This is a genomic window from Endothiovibrio diazotrophicus, from assembly GCF_054657215.1.
Genome location: NZ_BAAHXB010000035.1, coordinates 1 through 17,082 on the forward strand (window position 1 = coordinate 1; position 17,082 = coordinate 17,082).

The window sequence follows — 17,082 nt, forward strand, 5'->3', positions numbered from 1 at the left end:
TGGCGGGTTTTTTGTTTCATCCGAAAAACGAGGATGTCCGACTGTACCGAAAACGGTAGCGGTGATTGTTCACGAACACGCTTCCGCCCAACTTGGTCTTTCAACACGAAGCGGACCTTTGGCGGGGCGCCGGAGAGCCTGCTGTCGCTGAAATCCAAACCGCTCATCAGGATGTCACTACCCGGTGACGAGTAGACATGGGGGGCCCGCTTCGATGGCGCCACCGGGTTTGGCCGGGCCGGTTCGGAACCCGCATAATGGAGAGAAAAAGAGGGAGGGTCGGTTCTATGGTGACGTCTGGAAACGAGGGGGAAGTGGGGCTCGGGGGGCGCACCGTCACGAAGTTTCGCCAAATTCTCCTGTGGCCGCTGAAGATTCATCTCCGCAATGGGAAGGGCATTCCCGCTGGCGATGATATTCGTGAACAGATGGGCGCCAACTCCGTTTGGCATGAGGTGGAGGGGAGAGAATGGTGCCGTGGCGGGAACGGGCCGCGGGAGCCGGGGGGCGTCGAGGCACAGGGTGACTACGCCGGATTCGTCTATTTTCACCCCTTCATCCAGCGCATCTTCTTCGATCCGGCTTCGCATGCGGTTTCGGTTTGGTGCCGCACCGATATCGAGAAGGCCGAGATCGACCTGCGCCCCGATACGGACAAACGGGCTGGCAAGACCCTCGTTCTGGAGGTGGCGCGGATCGAACTGCACTATTTCGAGGATATCGGCGTTGCCCTGCTGCTGTTGGAGGTGGCCTCCGAAACGGCGATGTCACTCGATACCGTCCACGACCTGCTCGATCGTTTCCGGCGCGCCTACCCTCCTTACTGGGGGCCGTCCGAGACGCGCAACGGCGAGTTCATCGCGGGCCATTACCCCGCACGCGTGAGTTGGAGCGACGGAGGTCAGTCCGCAGGCACCAACGTGGGGGCGTTCACCGACACGGTCCGGGAAAGCAGCCAGTCGCCGGTCGATGCGCATTGGCGTCATTTGCTCGAACCGATCGTCTTCGAGGGATACCCGTTGAACGGCGGAACGATTGTGGCCTCCCAGCTCGGCGATGACCGCATTCCGTTCATGGCGTGGCTCGCTCTCGCCCAGCCGGAAACTCTGACCCGCGCGGATTGGGTGCGTCTCGCCTTCGCCGATGAATCGGGCGACCGATTCCAGCTCCCCTATGCCCGTTCGTTCCTGGAATCGTTCGAGGCGGAGCACTGCTACGACCGTTTTTGGGACCACGCCACGCCGGGAGGGGAGGGGTGGATGAGCACCCGCTTCCTCACCAGCGGCTACGCCTTCCTGATGGTCGGCCGGGATGACTCGGCATCCGGCGACGCCCAATTCTTCACCGGCGACGGCGAGCAGCACTTCCGTCGCCACTACCTCCAATTGGGGCGGCTGGTCCACCTCCAACGCGCGGCACTGCTGGCTATCGCCCATGACCTCACCCTGGCGGTGGAGCGGCTCAAGGGGCGGGATATCTCCGGACCCGGGCGGCGCGAGTTCTTTGCCGCGGTGCGGGGAGATTTGACCCGGTTGCTGCGCTTCACTCACCGCTACTGGTTCCACGAGGTGACCGGCCAGACCCAGGGGCAGGAGCTCTTCGAGCGGTGGCGGGCCCATCTCGGGGTGGACCGGCTCTACGGCGATGTGACCGCGGAGGCCCAGGCGATCAACCAGTTCCTCGACGCCGACGACCAGCGGCGCCAGGCCGACGTCACCACCCGGCTCACCTACGTCGCCACCGCCGGGCTGTTCATCTCCATCGTGGTCGGCGTCTGGGGCAGCGACACGGTGATGAAGTCGTTGACCGACTGCGTGGCGTGGGTACCGTCGTGGGTGTTCTGGCCGATCGTCGTCTCCTTCCTTGCGCTGATCCTGCTGACCTTCGCGGCGAAGGGGGTGTTCGCCGCCGGTGACTGTATTGGCCGGTGGGTCGGCCGGTCGTTCGGGTCGGTGTGTGGCTCACGGGCGTGCGGGAGAGTGGTCGAGTGGTGGAGACGCCGATGCCCGCGTTGACGGAAGGCGGTGCCGCGCCGGCGCCACTGCGCTTCTTTCTCGGCGGCCGCGACCTGGAGATGGTCGCCATCACCGAGCTGCTCGCCCGCCACGCCCCCGGTCGCTACCACGACCGCGGTCTCGGCTGGGGCGCGCGGGCCTCGGCCTATCGCAAGGAGATCGAGCGGGCGCTCGCCGCAGGCGAGACTCCGGTGCTGATCGAGCTGGAGGAGGATCTCGGCCTCGATCCGCAACGGATCGTCATCATCGACCACCACGGAGAGCGGTCCGGGGCGCAACGCCCCACCTCGCTGGAACAGGTGTTCGTCCTGCTCGGACTACCGGCGGCGGCGTGGAGTCGCCGGTTGGCACTGATCGCCGCCAACGACCGCGGCTACCTGCCGGCGATGGCCGAACTGGGTGCGAGCCGCGAGGAGATGGCCGAAATCCGTGCCGCCGAACGGGCCGCCCAGGGCATCGGCGCGGAGGAGGAGGAGGCCGCGGAACGGGCCGCCGTCGCGATCGAGATGCACGCCGGCGGTCGTCTTACCCGCGCCGAACTGCCTCACGGGCGCTGCGCCCCGCTGACCGATCGCCTCGCCCCCGAACTCGGCGGCCCCGGCTACCGCAATTTACTGGTGGTGAGCCCCGGCGAGGTGAACCTCTTCGGCGAGGGGGGGCTGATCCTCGCCGCCGCCGAACGGTTTCCCGGTGGCTGGTACGGCGGCTCGCTTCCCGAGCGGGGCTACTGGGGCGCACCTCGCACCGTTCTGCCGGTCGACTTCGAAGACAAGCTCACCGAATTGGTCGAAGCGCTGCCCTGAGCAGCCGTGGATCCCGCCACGAGGCCGACGCCGCGCGCTCTACTGGCCGATAGCCCACCGTCCCCCCGTCCTTCCCATCGCTCCGCAACACCCGTCGCGTAGCGGCATAGGGCGGGACGTGCCTGCTGCGGCGATGACTCCCGCGCCAATCTACAACTCATCGAAAGGACCAAGGAGCTGGGCAAGCCCCTGGTTTCGCCTCTACGGCCAAGGGGTCTGGGACAAGCAGGGCGACACCCGACCCGCACAACCCACCAGTTTCAACAGCCTCTGCGGCTAAGGGGTCTGCGACATCCTCGTGACATTGGGGCTGATCGTCGGGGGCATTGTTTCAACAGCCTCTGCGGCTAAGGGGTCTGCGACGACCGCGGCGTTTGCCGTTGCAAGCTCGGTCGACGTTTCAACAGCCTCTGCGGCTAAGGGGTCTGCGACTCGGACTCGCACTGGCAGCACTGACCAGAGCACGTTTCAACAGCCTCTGCGGCTAAGGGGTCTGCGACTCGGCATCGGCGGCTACACCGGCTACACCCAGCGCCAGTTTCAACAGCCTCTGCGGCTAAGGGGTCTGCGACAACGCAATCAACGAGATTGTCGCTGCTGCCAAAAGTTTCAACAGCCTCTGCGGCTAAGGGGTCTGCGACAATCCAGGGCCAAACTGAGACGAAAGCGGGGACCAGTTTCAACAGCCTCTGCGGCTAAGGGGGCTGCGACATTTATCATCAACAAAGGCTGGGATGAGGGAGCTGGTTTCAACAGCCTCTGCGGCTAAGGGGTCTGCGACTATTGCGGAGGCCTGCCAATCAGCTTCTAGATGTTTATAGTTTCAACAGCCTCTGCGGCTAAGGGGTCTGCGACAAGATTCCCTCTATCTGTCTGCAAGAAGTGCTGAAAGTTTCAACAGCCTCTGCGGCTAAGGGGGCTGCGACGACTGGATGCGTTCTGAAAAGCTTGATCTTCTTGTTTCAACAGCCTCTGCGGCTAAGGGGTCTGCGACAAGAAAGCGAGGCCGCGCGCCGTACCAAGCTCTGGTTTCAACAGCCTCTGCGGCTAAGGGGTCTGCGACCCTTTCGATGAGGGTGAAGCCCTGCTGCAGCTTGTTTCAACAGCCTCTGCGGCTAAGGGGTCTGCGACAAGATTGCCATCCACTTCAAGTCGCGCAATCAGCCGTTTCAACAGCCTCTGCGGCTAAGGGGTCTGCGACCGGCCAAGTACAACGCCTGGCCGTTTCCCGTCAAGTTTCAACAGCCTCTGCGGCTAAGGGGTCTGCGACCAAAGGCCGGGCCATCACATTGTCAGACGGCACGTTTCAACAGCCTCTGCGGCTAAGGGGTCTGCGACGTCCACCTCGGGCCTCTCCCCGGTGTCCGCATGTTTCAACAGCCTCTGCGGCTAAGGGGTCTGCGACATTACTGGAAGCAAGCCAATGAAAGGTTTGAGGTGTTTCAACAGCCTCTGCGGCTAAGGGGTCTGCGACTGGTTACGCGCAAATCAAGGTTCGAGATTGTTAGAAGTTTCAACAGCCTCTGCGGCTAAGGGGTCTGCGACGAACCCCAGCCGGAGCAGGAGCCCGTGCTGGAAGTTTCAACAGCCTCTGCGGCTAAGGGGTCTGCGACATTTTCCGGGACAAGGAAGGCAAAGAACTGGCCAGTTTCAACAGCCTCTGCGGCTAAGGGGTCTGCGACACCCTGGTGCAGCACATCCAGACCGTACAGTCCGGTCGTTTCAACAGCCTCTGCGGCTAAGGGGTCTGCGACTAGATTTTGATGCCGCCGTGATGCTGATGGATGATGAGTTTCAACAGCCTCTGCGGCTAAGGGGTCTGCGACCGGCGACGAGGACGGGCACTGGGACTCATCCTAGTTTCAACAGCCTCTGCGGCTAAGGGGTCTGCGACACGTCTCCGGCACCCGGCAAACGGCATCCGAAGTGGTTTCAACAGCCTCTGCGGCTAAGGGGTCTGCGACAAAAAAGGAAAAATGCGCTCCCCATCAAAACAGAAGTTTCAACAGCCTCTGCGGCTAAGGGGTCTGCGACGGGGGGTCTCCTGTTGTTCACCGTTGGGGGGATGGTTTCAACAGCCTCTGCGGCTAAGGGGTCTGCGACCTTCGGCATCGGTTGTACCACCACCCGCCGCACCCGTTTCAACAGCCTCTGCGGCTAAGGGGTCTGCGACCGTAAGCTTCCGTACGACCAGGCGCTTAGCCTATACGGTTTCAACAGCCTCTGCGGCTAAGGGGTCTGCGACTGGAGGACAAAGAGTGGCTACGCAAAGAAGAGCGAGTTTCAACAGCCTCTGCGGCTAAGGGGTCTGCGACAACTCTATGTATGGAGTATCAAGCACTGGGCGCATGGTTTCAACAGCCTCTGCGGCTAAGGGGTCTGCGACGAGGGCGGCGGCGCCGGCGATCAGAGCGGTCGCGATGTTTCAACAGCCTCTGCGGCTAAGGGGTCTGCGACAGCACCCCCGAAAAACGCTTCCACGACGCGGAGTTAGACCCCCAAATTGGCGGCACGCGCCATTTTACACCCTCCGGGAGCCGTCGGGGAGTCCGAATCGTCGCTAAGTGATTGATTTTCGTGGTTGGCGGCACGTTTTTGTCTGTTGTCTATGAAATCAATGGGTTACGATTTTCGAACGCTGGCTTGGCGAGTGCCGCCGAACCGTGCCGAAAAGAGGCGTCGTCGCATGGTTCTGCGCGCTCAGAGTATCACCGCCGCCGGGTAGTGGGCGACCCGCCCGCCGTCGAGGTCGCTGGAGCGCTCCCGGCACTGGGCGCAGAGGTGGTAGAAACGCAGATCGTCGTCGCGGTCCACCAGCGGGCGCAACTCTTCGCGCAGCCGCTCCAGCGCCACGTCGTCGCGCAAGCTCACCTCGAACACCGACTCCTGGACCCGTTCGCCGTGGCGCAGCAGCCGTTTGCCGGCACGGTTGCGGTCGCGGTCGTCGGAGATGTCGAAACAGACCAGATAGAGGTGCATGGGGTTGGGGCCTCAGCGTTGGCGGAACGGGGTGAAGCGCTCCGCCTCGCCGCGGATCCAGGCGATCAGCGCCCGGTTCTGGCGGTGGAGCTGCTGGTGAAGGGGGCGGGGGTGGTCGTCGCCGCGGGCGGTGACCGGGCGCTGGAAGCGCTCCTCCAGCAGGGTGAGCCAGCGGCGGCGGGCCTCCTTGGTGAGGAAGCAGCCCCGTTCGCCGAGGACGAAATCCCTCTCCGGATCGAGTCGTCGGCGAAGTGCCGCGGCGAGGGCGGCCCGCTCCACCAGGTGGCGGAAGGGCTCCATCAGGTCGGAGGCGAGCACCGCGTGGCGGCCGTGGGGCTGGTGGTAGACGCCGATCCAGGGGAGCAGGCCGTCCACCCTCAGCAGGCTCTCGACATGGGCGTAGAGCACGGTGTAGCCCAGCGAGAGCAGGGCGTTGAAGGGGTCGCGGGGCGGGCGGCGGTTGCGCCCCGCGAAGCCCCACTCCGCGGGAATCCGCGCCGCCAGCGCGGTGAAGTAGGCGCGGGCGGCGGTCCCTTCGACGCCGTTGAGGGCGGCGAGATCGGCGGCGCTTTCGACGGTGGGGAGTTGGCGGGCGATCGCCTCGGCCTGGCGGGCCGCCGCCTCGCCGCCGGCGGCGCGGGAGACGGCCTGGCGCAGGACTTCGCGTTGGTGGGTGAGGCGGGCGGAGACCAGGGCGCGGGCGGCGGTCAGGGCGGCGGACGGATCGGCCATGCGCTGCTGCTGGAGCAGCCAGAGCCGGCTGCCGTCGGCGCCGGCGCGGCCGTTCCAGGCGCACCCCTCGTAGTGTCCCCGGGCGGTGGCGAAGTGGACCGGCAGGCCGTGTTCCAGGGCGGCGCGCAGGGCGGGGGTGGTGATGTGGTGCCTGCCGACCAGCAGCAGCGCCTCGGCGTGGTCGAAGGGGAGGTCGAGCAGGGTCTCCTCGTCGCGGGCGATGTTGAGCCGCCCTTCGTGGGTGGTGACCAGCGCCGGTTCGCCGCTGACCACGACCAGGGTGCCCGCCTCACCCCGCTCGCCGATGGCGGCGGGCGCGTCCCCCGTCGGCGCCCGCCCGGCGGCGGCAGGGGCCACGGCGGGGGAGGCGGCGTCGAATCCCTTGAGCGGCAGCGGTTCGCGGACGGGTACCCGGGCGAGCCAGCCGGGCGGCGGCGGGGGCGGGGCGTCGCCCTTCGCGTAGCGACCGCCGACGTCGAGCACCAGCTCGTTCATGAACAGGAAGCCGAGGTAGCGGAACCCCTGTTCGAAGGGGATCACCCGGGTCTTCGCCTCGTTGAGGGTGAGCCCCCAGTCGGCCAGGGAGCGGCGGACCAGGGCGGCGGCCTCGTCGGCCTGCTCCCGCCGCTTGGCCAGCACCACGAAGTCGTCGGCGAAGCGCACCAGGCGGAAGCCGCGGGCCTGGAGGTCGTGGTCGAAGTCGTCGAGCATCAGGTTGGCCAGCAGCGGACTCAGCGGCGAGCCCTGGGGCAGGCCGCGGCGGCGCTCGATCCGTTCGCCCCGGTAGACCACCGGGGCGCCCATCCACGCCATCAGCCGGGCGACCAGCGCGTCGTCGTGATAGAGGCACTCCAGGCGCAGGGCGAGGTGGCTGAGATCGACGCTATCGAAGAAGTCGTCGATGTCCGACTCGAAGACCCAGCGGTAGCCCTCGCGGTAGAGGGCCTGGATGCGGCGGGCCGCGTCGTGGCGGGAGCGTCCGGGCCGGAAACCGAAGCTCGCCTCGTACATCAGGCCGTCGAGGGCCGGGCCGAGGGTTTGCGCGACGGCACGCTGGGCAACCCGGTCCCGGAAGGGGGGGACGGCCAGGGCGCGGAGTTCGCCGTCGGGGTCGCGGGCGACCACCCCTTTCAATGGCGGTACCCGGTAGGCGGGCGTGGTGAGGGTGCGGGCGGTTTCGGCGAGGGCGGCCTCGCGCTCGTCGTCATCGGTCGCCTCCTCCGTTTCGTCGATCACCTCGCCGTCCCACGGTTCTTCCTCGTCCTCTTCGGGCAATGGGGGGCGGGGAGCGCGGCGGGCGCGGTTCTCTTCCATCGCCCGGTGGGCGGCCAGCAGGTTGTCGGGGCGCGCGGCGTGGCGGAGCAGGGTGTCGGCGGCCTCGACGCGGGTCAGGGTGTGGTCCGCCTCCCGCGTCTCCAGCCGGTAGCGCCCCCAGCCGAAGCTGCGGCGCTGGCCGATCCCCAGGTATTGGCCGAGGACCAGCCGTCGCCACCAATCCGTCATCGGCGGGGCGTCCCAGTGAAGCAGCAACTGGCCGAGTACCCCACCCATGGCGTGCTCGCCGCCGGCCTCATCGCGGTACCCGGCGGCGACCCAGAAGAGATCGGCGGCGGGGAGTTGGAGCGGCGCCACGTCGTCCCGGGGTGCAGGCGTTTCGCCGCGGCGGCGCAGCAGGTCGGCCAGGGCGTCATGGAGCCGGGCGGCGAGGAGAGGGCCGTCCAGGTGATGGGGGTCGCGGCAGAAGCGGTGCTCGCCGGTCGCGTCCTTCCGTTCCTCCTTGGCGCGGAGCAGCCGTGCGGGGCTGAGCCAGCGCAGGTAGAGCGGGGTTGGCGCCTCGCTCCACAGGGCGCATTCGCGCTCCAGGGCGGCGGCGTCGTAGGCGGCCAGTCCACCGGCGCGCTCCGCCGCTTCGCCGGTGAAGAGGTCTACGCACGACTCCAGCTCCACATTGTCGCGCAGGGGGAGCATCCGGTCGGTAAGCGGCGCCCCGGCGGGCAGTTGGCGCAACCGCTCCACCAGTCGATCCAGCAGCCCCTCTCCACCGGGCAGGGCGGTGACCGAGAAGCGGTAGCGGTCGCCCGCGAGGTAGTCGGTGCGTCCCGATTCGGCGGTATCGATGGTCAGCCGGGTATCGTAATCGTCGGGGGAGTCGAGCAGGCTGCGAACGAAGGCGGTGAGCGCCGGCTGGTGGAAGAAGCGGAAGTGCGCCGGGGCGGTGAAGCGCAGGGTGATGGTGAGCGCGCGCAGGGGGAGCAGGGGGGTGAGGTCGAACATGAAGAAGGGTTTCAGGGGCACGGAAAAATATCGCTATGCCCGAGTTGGTTGTTCTCGGCGATATCCACCCGTAGGAGCAATCTCAGCCGCGACGCGGCAGGCACAACAATTGGCAACGTGCCCATCGCGCCGGGGTGAAGCCGCTTCAGGATGCGACAGCCGGCTAGGACATAGACTTTGTCTTCTGTGTCCCTCCGTCGATGAAGATGTCCGTACATGTGCGGTACCAAATAGGGAGGGAAAGGATGCGGCGAAGCGCGAATTACTTATTCCTCTCTCCGATTGGGTAGGAGCGTCGGCAGTCGTTTTTCGCTGCTCCAGCCGGGGACCGAAGAGAGAGCTTGGCGGTTGGCGGGTTGTATTCCGGCGCGGTCGTTGTTGACGAACCACTTGAAGGTCTCTTCTTCGGATTTTCCCGCGGTTATCTGGTCAGCCGCCAACGGCGTATGCACCGCCGCGCCGTCGGCCAGTCGGGCGGGATCGCCCAGGGTGCGCAGGATCTCCAGGGTTTCGCTGTCGATCAGCGAACGGTCGCGGAGCCACTTCGGCGTCTTCTCGTCGGGCGTCCAGCGCTCGGCGATGGCGGGGGCCTCCAGGGCGTCGAGGCCGTAGCGGGCCGCGGCGTCGCGCAGTTCGATCGAATCGACCTCCAGCCGCACGCGGCCGAGGCCGAGGGACTTGCCGAGGCCGAGACGGTGGCGAAACTCCTCGCCCGGATGCAGCGCGGTGTGGAGAAGGGTGAGTTCGGCAGTGGTGAGGTTGTCGAAGCGGATTTCGAAGTGGAATACGAGTCCGCTCTTCAGCGGGCGCACCCGGACCTTCTGTTTCGGGTTGTCGTCGGTGGCGGTCTTCCAGCGCTCCGACTTGATCTGTTCCTGCGGGTGGTGCAGGTAGTATTTGCGGCCGTTGGGATGGATCGTCTGGCGCCCCTCCTTCAGGTCCTTTTTCGCCAGCCACTGGCCCATTTTCCCCTTGGGGTGGAAGTACATCGCGGGCGAAGGCGGCTTCGGCGAGGAGAGGATGCGCAGGGTCACCTCGGAGCCGTGGTAGAGCTCGCCGTCCGGCGTGCCCTCGGGGAGGCTTGCGTCGAAGAAGCGCACGCGGGAGGCCAGGTTGCGGCCGGTCTCGCCCCTCTTCGCTTCCGGTTGCTCCTCGACGACGCCGAAGAGCCGCTCGGCGGGAGTGAGGGCGTCGCGGTCGCCATATCCCCAGGGGAGCAGGTTCTTGCCCAACGCGCCGAAGTAGTGGTGCGCGCCGTGACCGATGGCGTCGCGCCAGATCTGCGAGGGGCTCAGTTCGACCACGCGGCCGCCCTTTTCGCGGTAGTAGAGGGTGAGGCCGTCGCGAGGTCTCCACGGCTCCTTCCCTTGGGCATCGGGCAGACCGTGGTAGAGGTAGGGGAGTCGCTGATCGGCATCTTTGCTGGCTTTCCAGCGCTCTTCACACAGCGCCACATAGGTGGCGACGGCGGCAGGCTCGACGGGGAAGGCGTGGGACCGCTCATGGGCATACACGAAGCGATCGTTTTCGCGACCGCCCGGGTTGTCGTCGCGGGGCAGGTCGAGAATCCGCAGGCGGCCTTCGATCCTCCCCACGCCCGGTTCCGCGAACACCTTCTTTCCCTGGGGATCGCCGTAACAGCGACCGCTGCCATCTCCGCCGTTGAACAGGCGCATGGCCTCTCGCGTGGGCACCTTGAAGGAGGAGAGCGAGCGCAGGATCCAGCGGTCGCCGTCCCGGCGCAATTCACCGAGCTCGGTCTTTCCGTTGGCCTCGTTGGCGGTCTGGCGGACGCTGTAGGACGGGTCGTCGAGCCGGCGCAGGGCCGACTGGCTGAGTGCCTCGGCAATCCCACCGACCAGGCCGCGAAGGGTGTTGCCGGGGATCGCGGGGAGACCATTGCGCAGGTAAGGGGTGAAGCGGGCCGGGGCAGCGGGGTCCTCGCGAGTCAGTTCGCCGCCGACGAAGGTGGGGCTTTCCAGCGTGACGCGCCCGCGCAGGGTGCCGCCGAGTCCGTCGCGGTGGGCCAGGTCGTGGCGCTCGCACCGCTGGGGAGCATTCAGCTTGGCGTAGGGAACCGCGTCGGTCGCCTTGCCGTTGACGCGGCCGGTGACCGGGATGAAGTGATAGGGGTTGTGAAACGGTTTCATGCCGCCTGCTCCTCGTCGGTTTCTCCCTTGAGCTGTCGCTCGATTCGCCGGTGGAGCGCCTCGACCCACTGCCGCGGGGACTCGCCCGCCCGCTCGAGGGCGCCGAGCGCTTCCGCCACGTCGTCGTAGCGCTCCCCAGCGTGCTCGATGGCGAGGCGGAAGGCACCAAAACCCCGCGCCTTGCCCCAGCCGACGGCCAGCGCTCCGTCCATCGCATCGCGCGCGATCAGCAGCAGCAGCCCCTTCCACCACGGGTCGTCGGGGAGACGTTCGTGATCGATGCGCAGATCCCCGCGCAGAAGGTCACAGTTGGCCGCTTCCACCTGATAGAGGGCACCATCCGCCACCCCGCCGGTAAACCGGTCGATGGCGTTGAAAAACTGATGGTGGGGTTCCGCCTTCTTCTCCGAGCGGGCATCGCCGAAGCTCAGGGTGCCGCGGCGTCCCTCGTCGCCGAACAGCCGCATCACCAACGGATCGACCTGTTCGCCCGCCTTGTCCGCGGGGGCGTTGAAGTGGCGGTGGGCGATGGTGGCGAGGATCCGTCGGGCGCGACCGCGGACCAGCCCGCGCAGGGTGGAGGCGGGGATCACCGCGTGATCCCCGGCGTCGCGCAGGAATACCAGTTTGGCCTCGCCCTCTTCGTCGGATACCAGCGTCGGGGCATTGACCAACAGCGGGCCGTCGGGACGAATGACCAGTTGTACGGGAGCGGCCATCTCGCGCTGTTCCTGCGGGAATTCGTATTCCAGACGCTCGGTAAAGGAGTCCGACTCGATCGGTCCTCCTTCGTCGAGCCACCGGCGAAGTCCCGCCTCGGTGAGGCCTCGGATCCGATCGGTGCTCCAGCTCACCCGCCCCCAGCCGTGGCCGCGCCCGCGACCGATGGCGCCATCGAGGCCTCCGTTCCAGTGGGTGAAGCGCTCCAGTAGCCGATCGAGCAGCGAGTGCAACGGTAGTCCCCCCACGGGATGGAGTTCCATCGCGACATCGAATCGGGTTCCGGCCGGAAACAGTTCGAAAGTGAAGAGGTGGTGATCTTTCGCGGTGCCGGTGCGCGGATCAAGGGAAACCCCATGATGGAGGATGGTTCGCCGCTGTTCCGACCAACTGCCGTCGTTGCGGTGGCAGGGCGGTGGATCGCTGCGGCGCGGGGTGGCATCGAAGAGGCGCAGGGCACCGGCGCGACCGCTCTCTCCGCGGGCGTAACCGAAGAGTTCACCGTCCTCCTCGCCGAAGGCGGCACGGAGGCTTCCGCGCAGGGTGGAGGCGGGAATTCGCGGGAGGTCGTCCAGGCCACCGTAGAGGGTCAGGTAGCGCCCCGGCGAATCGTGGTAGCGCTCTTCGCGGCTCTCCCGCTCCTTGAGCAGGCGCTCCTCGCCGTCACCCACATGGAGAGGGGAGTCGCAGGTGAGGGTGCCGTGGATCCAGATGCGCCGACAGGTGTCTTTAGAGTCCATGCCATTGTTCCTCGCCGGGCGCACGTTCCCAGTGCAGTTTCAGGTTGACTGCGATCTCGCCGTAACCGTTGGTGGCGATGGCCGGATTGCACTGCCAATCCTCCAATTGCATCTCCAACTGCGGCAGACCGAAACGGCGCCACTGGCGCAGGTGCTTCTCGGCGGCTTCCTCGCGGCCCGCGACCGGGGCGAGCACGAAAACGGCCCCCTCTGCGGTGAGGATGTCCGGTACATAGGGGGCCGCCGGGTCGTGGCGACGGCGACCGAAGCGGCCCCACCAGTAACGCCCCCCTTGGAGGCGCTGCCGGGCGAAGAAACGTTTCAGCTCCAGGGAGCCTTCGGAGAGCCGCTCCCAGCTCTCGCGATAGGCGGCCTCCAAGGCCTCGCCGCCGTTGCTTGCGGGGAGGCTCAAATCGCTGGGAAGAAGACGGGCCGGGGTGAGTAGAGTGACCACGGCGAGTCCGTCATGAAGGGGCGGATATTCATCGAGGTGGAGCGCGGGAGATGGCTCGAGGGTTACGGCGGCGTGCGCCTTGGTCTTGCCGATCCCTTCGAGTCCGTCGGCGAGCAGCTCCTGCAGCGCATCGCGCACCGCGGCGCGCTCTTCATCCGGTACCCGCCCGAGATCGAGGCGGGAGAGCCAATGATGGTGATCGGGGATGACGCTCTCCATGGAGAAGAGCCGCTGCTCGGCGGCGGTTCCCGATTCGCGATCGATGGCGGTACGCACGTCGAGGCGCCGTGGCGGATCGACGGCCCCGCAGAAAGTGGTCGCCGTCTCCCACTCCGCGTCCTTCCAATCGGGCGAGAAGGCGGGGGCCTTGCCGCCGATCAATCCTGAACCGGAGCAGGTGGCAACGTCATAGAGTTTCCCGTCGACCGTTGCCACGGTGAGCGGCGGGGAAAGCGGTCGCCGCTTCGCTCCCCGCTCCACCGCCAGGGCATGGTGGCACTGGAGGTTGCTGAGGTGTCGTTCGATCGCCGGCCAGCGTCCGGGGTTGGCGGCGCAGCGGTTGGCGATGCTGCCGATGATGGCGCCGCCGGGGATGAAGGTCTCGCTGTCGAAGCGGTTGTTCTCTCCGACCGCCGGACGGGCAATGCAGAACGGGCGATCGAGCGACATGCGCAATCCGACCGTCTCCTCTTCCGCGCCAGGCCACTCCAGGGGGGAGGTGACCGCTGCTTGCGGTTCACCAACCTCCACCTCCAGCACTCGGCCGAAGCCGATCCCTTTGAGCGCGCCGAAGGCGGCGGTATAGGCGAGTCCCCGTTGAAGCCACTTCGCCACTTCCCGGGCCTCCTTCGGGTCTGCGCTCCGCAGGTGGACCGTACCGGAGAAGCGCGGCCTCGCACCGGCGGGGTAGGGGCTCTCGATGACTTGGAGGGCACCGCGGGCGACGGTACCACTCACCGGGTCGATACTGATGCGGTGACGAGCGGAACCTGCGGTGGACTCCTCCCATCGGGTGTCGGACCACCACGGCGAAAAATTGAGGCGGGCCCGGCGTGGCTCGAAGTCGCCGTCGTTGCGTCCCGATTTGGGAGGGGGAGGGCCGAACCAGTCGTCGATGGTCGTTTGGTCCGGGGCGCCGTCGATGCCGGCGAACGACTCCAGCGCTTCGCGCAGGTTGCCACGGACGAGAGGGCCGGGGAGGGCGGGGCGGCACCGGGTGTCCCGCTGCATGGCGGTGTCGATGCCGAAGCGGCGACTCCCCACGCCTTGGCTAAGAATCGGTGCCTCCAGCATGATCTCGACCGGGATTCGATAGCGGGTGCTCATCGGGGACTCCTTGTCGGCTGCGGCGCGATGTAATCCCAAAGCTCCACCAGATGGAGCCAGCGCCAGCCCCAATGCTCGTCGGCAATGCCGGGGAAGAGCCGTCTGGCCACCTTCTTCTCCAGCTTGGTCAATGCTTCCTCATGGGTACCGTCACCGATCAGTTCGTTCAACCGCGCCACTCGCTTCTCGCAATCCACGCCCTGTATCAACGATTCGGCAAGGGCACGGAACGGCCTGAAGGGTAGCGGGTCGAGAATGGGGCGCACGGAAGGCAGGAATTCGTAGGGCGGGGGCGACTGGACGAGCAGCGGCTGCTGGTCGTAGGCCATCGATCCATAACGCTTCTCCAGGAACTGCTCCAGCGGTTCGGCGGGGAAATCAATGGATTCCAGCACCAGGTAGTCGTAGCGATTCTCCTTGCTGAATTTTCCCTTCTCGCCTTTCGCCCGTTCGGCCAGTTGCTTGGCGAGGGTGGTCACCCGCGGGATGGGGGTTTTGCGGTGACAGAAGACGAGCCCTCCGGCGTGACGTAGGGCTCGGCCTTTGAAGGTCCATTTTTCGCTCCGGGAATAGAAGTGGTGGAGCACTTCGAAGCCACGCCAGGCGGGAACGACCAGCATGATTTCGTCTCCGCCCCACAGGAGCAGCTCAAGGCGGAGACGTTCGCCGTTCGGGGAGAGGAAAGCTTCATCCTCCCGAGCCAGAAGGATCAGGTCCTGCAAATAGCCGCGGCGATAATTTCCCAGCGCGCTATCCCATTCGGCTTGGCCCTTTTCATCCTTGCAGAAATCCCGCTGTATTTCGCCGAACTTGTTGCCATCGAAATAGATCACCGCCATTTTCTCATTGAGGTTTCCGTACTCGTTCGAGTCCGTCAGCTCGTGAAGATCGTCGGTGAAGGCGGGGAGTTCGCTCTCCTCCATGCCGAGTTCGTCGGCGTAGAAGCGCTGCCTCTGCTTGCGCCCGAACTCGAAACGGGCGCGCACCGAACCGGAGGCGTGTTCGCGCTTCTTCAATTTCGCCCCGCCATCGGCAGGGCGCAACCGGTCGTAGTCGCAGACCTTGTCGGAGAGACCCGGAGCGGGCAGGGCGAGGGAAGGTTGGGAGAGCTGGCGGAAGCGATTCTTCGCGATCAGCGCTTCGCGGCGCTCAGCAAAGGAGCCGCTTCGGTCGATATCGACGACGAAGGTAAGATGGCGGTAGTTCTCGTCGTGGTTCAAGTAGTGGGCGACTTCCTCGCGAATATCTTCCGCCTTGGTGTCGCCATTCAGCCTGAACAAACCGACGGACGCGCCGGTGGAAACCGCGGTAAGTTCGTTCTGCCACCGCTCCTCGATCTGAAGAATCGCTTGGCGAAGGAGCAGTCCGGCGCCTCGCCGTACGCTGATGTCATCCGTGTCGTCGAGGACCGCCGCCAGATTGACCCCCTCGATCCTCAACATCGCCGTTCCGTTACCGTCGTTCATTGCTCCATTCCCGCAGTTTGGGCCGTCCTTGGAATCTGCCACTTTTTCGACGGAATTTGTATCGGAAAAAGGAAATACTCTTCAGCGGGCAGTGTCGGGGGCGCTGCCCGGCGGGTTCATCATGTCCCGTTGCAGGGCGAAGCCGGAGGCGGTGAGCGGATTGGGGCCGGCCATGGCGCCGCCGCGCAGCAGGTCGGTGAAGGGGTCGAGGAGGCTGCGGCCTTGGTTTCCATTGGCCGGGGAGGGGGCGGGGCTCCCGCTGGGCTGGGGTGGTGCAGCGGTGGCGTCCGATGTCTGTTGCGGTGCGTTCGCGTCTGCGGGCGGCTGCGCGGTCGCCGGTGCCGGGCTGGCGTAGGGCAGTGCCGCGCCGGCGTACGGCGGGGCGGCGGCGTAAGGGGCGTAGGGGGGGGGGACGGGGGCGTTGCCCCCTTCGGTGTTGAGGATGACCGGCAGGCCGTCGGCGCCGCCGACCATGATCACCTTGGCGTTGTTCGACTGGGCCAGTTGCAGGGTCGCCTCGATGCCGCGCCAGCGCAGGTAGCTGTCGGTGATGCCGGGGGCGACGATCTCCTGGAAGCTGCGGATGCCTTCCGCCTCGATGCGCTTGCGCTGGCGCTCCTTCTCCTCCAACTGGAGGCGGAAGACGTAGGCCTCGCTCATGTGGCGCACCCGCTCCTTCTGCTCGATCGCCGCGCTGACGAAGTCGGGCAGGTGGATCTCCTCGATCAGCACGTCCTCCAGGTTGACGTAGGACTCGTCGAACGGGACGTTGGAGGAGATGTGGGCGAGCGCCGCCTGGAAGCGGGTCTGCACCACGGTCTGCACCTGTTCGCGGCGGGTCGAGTAGAGGTCGGCGGCCTCGTGTTCGGAGAGGTAGGTGAGGATCAGGGTGCGCAGCTGCGGGCGCAGCAGGGTCTCGACGTAGTTGGGGCCGATCGCCTTGTGCAGGTAGCCGGCGTAGTCGCTGACGATGACGAAGCGGCTGGAGAGGTTGACGCTGATCTCCAGGCCGTCGACGCTCAGCCCCTTCACCTCCTCCTGGAGCTTCTGCAGGCGGGCGTCGTAGATGTAGATCTTGTCCCACGGCCAGATCACGTGCAGCCCCTCGCGGAGCTGGCTCTTGGGCAGGGTGACGGTGCCGCCGAAGAAACGGTGCCACATCACCCCGACGTGGCCCGGCGGCACGTTGTAGACGATCAGCGGCCAGAGCACCACCAGCAGCAGCAGCAGCAGGGCGCCGAAGGCGAAGAATTCCACCCAGTGGCGGTCGACCCAGTCGGTGATGGCGGTCTTGAAGCGGTTGACCGGCATTTCTTACCTGCCTCCTACTGCGGTTGTCGATCTTCCCGCCGTGACGGGGCGTGCTCCCTCCGAGCTCCTCAACATGGGGGTGGCCATGCCTTCGTCGCCCTCCGGTCCGCGC

At 66.3% G+C, this 17,082-nt stretch carries 9 protein-coding genes and 1 CRISPR repeat array; of the genes, 2 read left to right on the plus strand and 7 right to left on the minus strand.

Features of this window, described 5'->3' with window-relative positions; genetic code table 11:
• Positions 1 to 428: 428 nt before the first annotated feature.
• Complete coding sequence (locus ACYQ2W_RS10845) at positions 429 to 2,015, plus strand: hypothetical protein (protein WP_459866335.1); 1,587 nt, start codon at positions 429 to 431, stop codon at positions 2,013 to 2,015.
• Positions 2,003 to 2,818, plus strand: a complete 816-nt coding sequence (locus ACYQ2W_RS10850; protein WP_459866338.1) for a hypothetical protein — start codon at positions 2,003 to 2,005, stop codon at positions 2,816 to 2,818. The genes ACYQ2W_RS10845 and ACYQ2W_RS10850 overlap by 13 nt, the downstream gene beginning before the upstream one ends.
• Before the next feature lie 257 nt (positions 2,819 to 3,075).
• A CRISPR array of direct repeats spans positions 3,076 to 5,275; the repeat unit is 35 nt; unit sequence GTTTCAACAGCCTCTGCGGCTAAGGGGTCTGCGAC.
• A 243-nt stretch (positions 5,276 to 5,518) separates the two neighbouring features.
• On the opposite strand, the gene cas2 is transcribed toward ACYQ2W_RS10850, so the two are convergent.
• The 7 genes from cas2 to ACYQ2W_RS10885 all read right to left on the minus strand — a co-directional run bounded on the left by cas2 (position 5,519) and on the right by ACYQ2W_RS10885 (position 16,970).
• Positions 5,519 to 5,797: a CRISPR-associated endonuclease Cas2 gene (cas2, locus tag ACYQ2W_RS10855; RefSeq protein WP_459866341.1), complete on the minus strand. Its 279-nt coding sequence runs from the start codon at positions 5,795 to 5,797 to the stop codon at positions 5,519 to 5,521.
• A gap of 12 nt (positions 5,798 to 5,809) precedes the next feature.
• A complete protein-coding gene (gene cas1, locus ACYQ2W_RS10860; protein ID WP_459866344.1) occupies positions 5,810 to 8,824 on the minus strand; it encodes a CRISPR-associated endonuclease Cas1 in 3,015 nt (1,004 codons plus the stop codon).
• 245 nt (positions 8,825 to 9,069) lie between these two features.
• The gene (locus ACYQ2W_RS10865; protein ID WP_459866347.1) at positions 9,070 to 10,953 is read right to left on the minus strand and encodes a TIGR03986 family type III CRISPR-associated RAMP protein; all 1,884 of its coding nucleotides are present in this window, start codon (positions 10,951 to 10,953) and stop codon (positions 9,070 to 9,072) included.
• Positions 10,950 to 12,413, minus strand: coding sequence for an RAMP superfamily CRISPR-associated protein (locus ACYQ2W_RS10870; RefSeq protein ID WP_459866350.1), 1,464 nt, complete (start codon positions 12,411 to 12,413; stop codon positions 10,950 to 10,952). The genes ACYQ2W_RS10865 and ACYQ2W_RS10870 overlap by 4 nt, the downstream gene beginning before the upstream one ends.
• On the minus strand, positions 12,403 to 14,193 hold the full coding sequence (locus ACYQ2W_RS10875; RefSeq protein ID WP_459866353.1) for an RAMP superfamily CRISPR-associated protein: 1,791 nt from the start codon (positions 14,191 to 14,193) through the stop codon (positions 12,403 to 12,405). Before ACYQ2W_RS10875 ends, ACYQ2W_RS10870 begins: the two co-directional genes overlap by 11 nt.
• Entirely contained in the window at positions 14,190 to 15,659 is a 1,470-nt protein-coding gene (locus ACYQ2W_RS10880) for a Cas10/Cmr2 second palm domain-containing protein (protein WP_459866356.1), read from the minus strand. Before ACYQ2W_RS10880 ends, ACYQ2W_RS10875 begins: the two co-directional genes overlap by 4 nt.
• 81 nt (positions 15,660 to 15,740) lie before the next feature.
• The gene (locus ACYQ2W_RS10885; protein ID WP_459866359.1) at positions 15,741 to 16,970 is read right to left on the minus strand and encodes a prohibitin family protein; all 1,230 of its coding nucleotides are present in this window, start codon (positions 16,968 to 16,970) and stop codon (positions 15,741 to 15,743) included.
• Positions 16,971 to 17,082 lie beyond the last annotated feature (112 nt).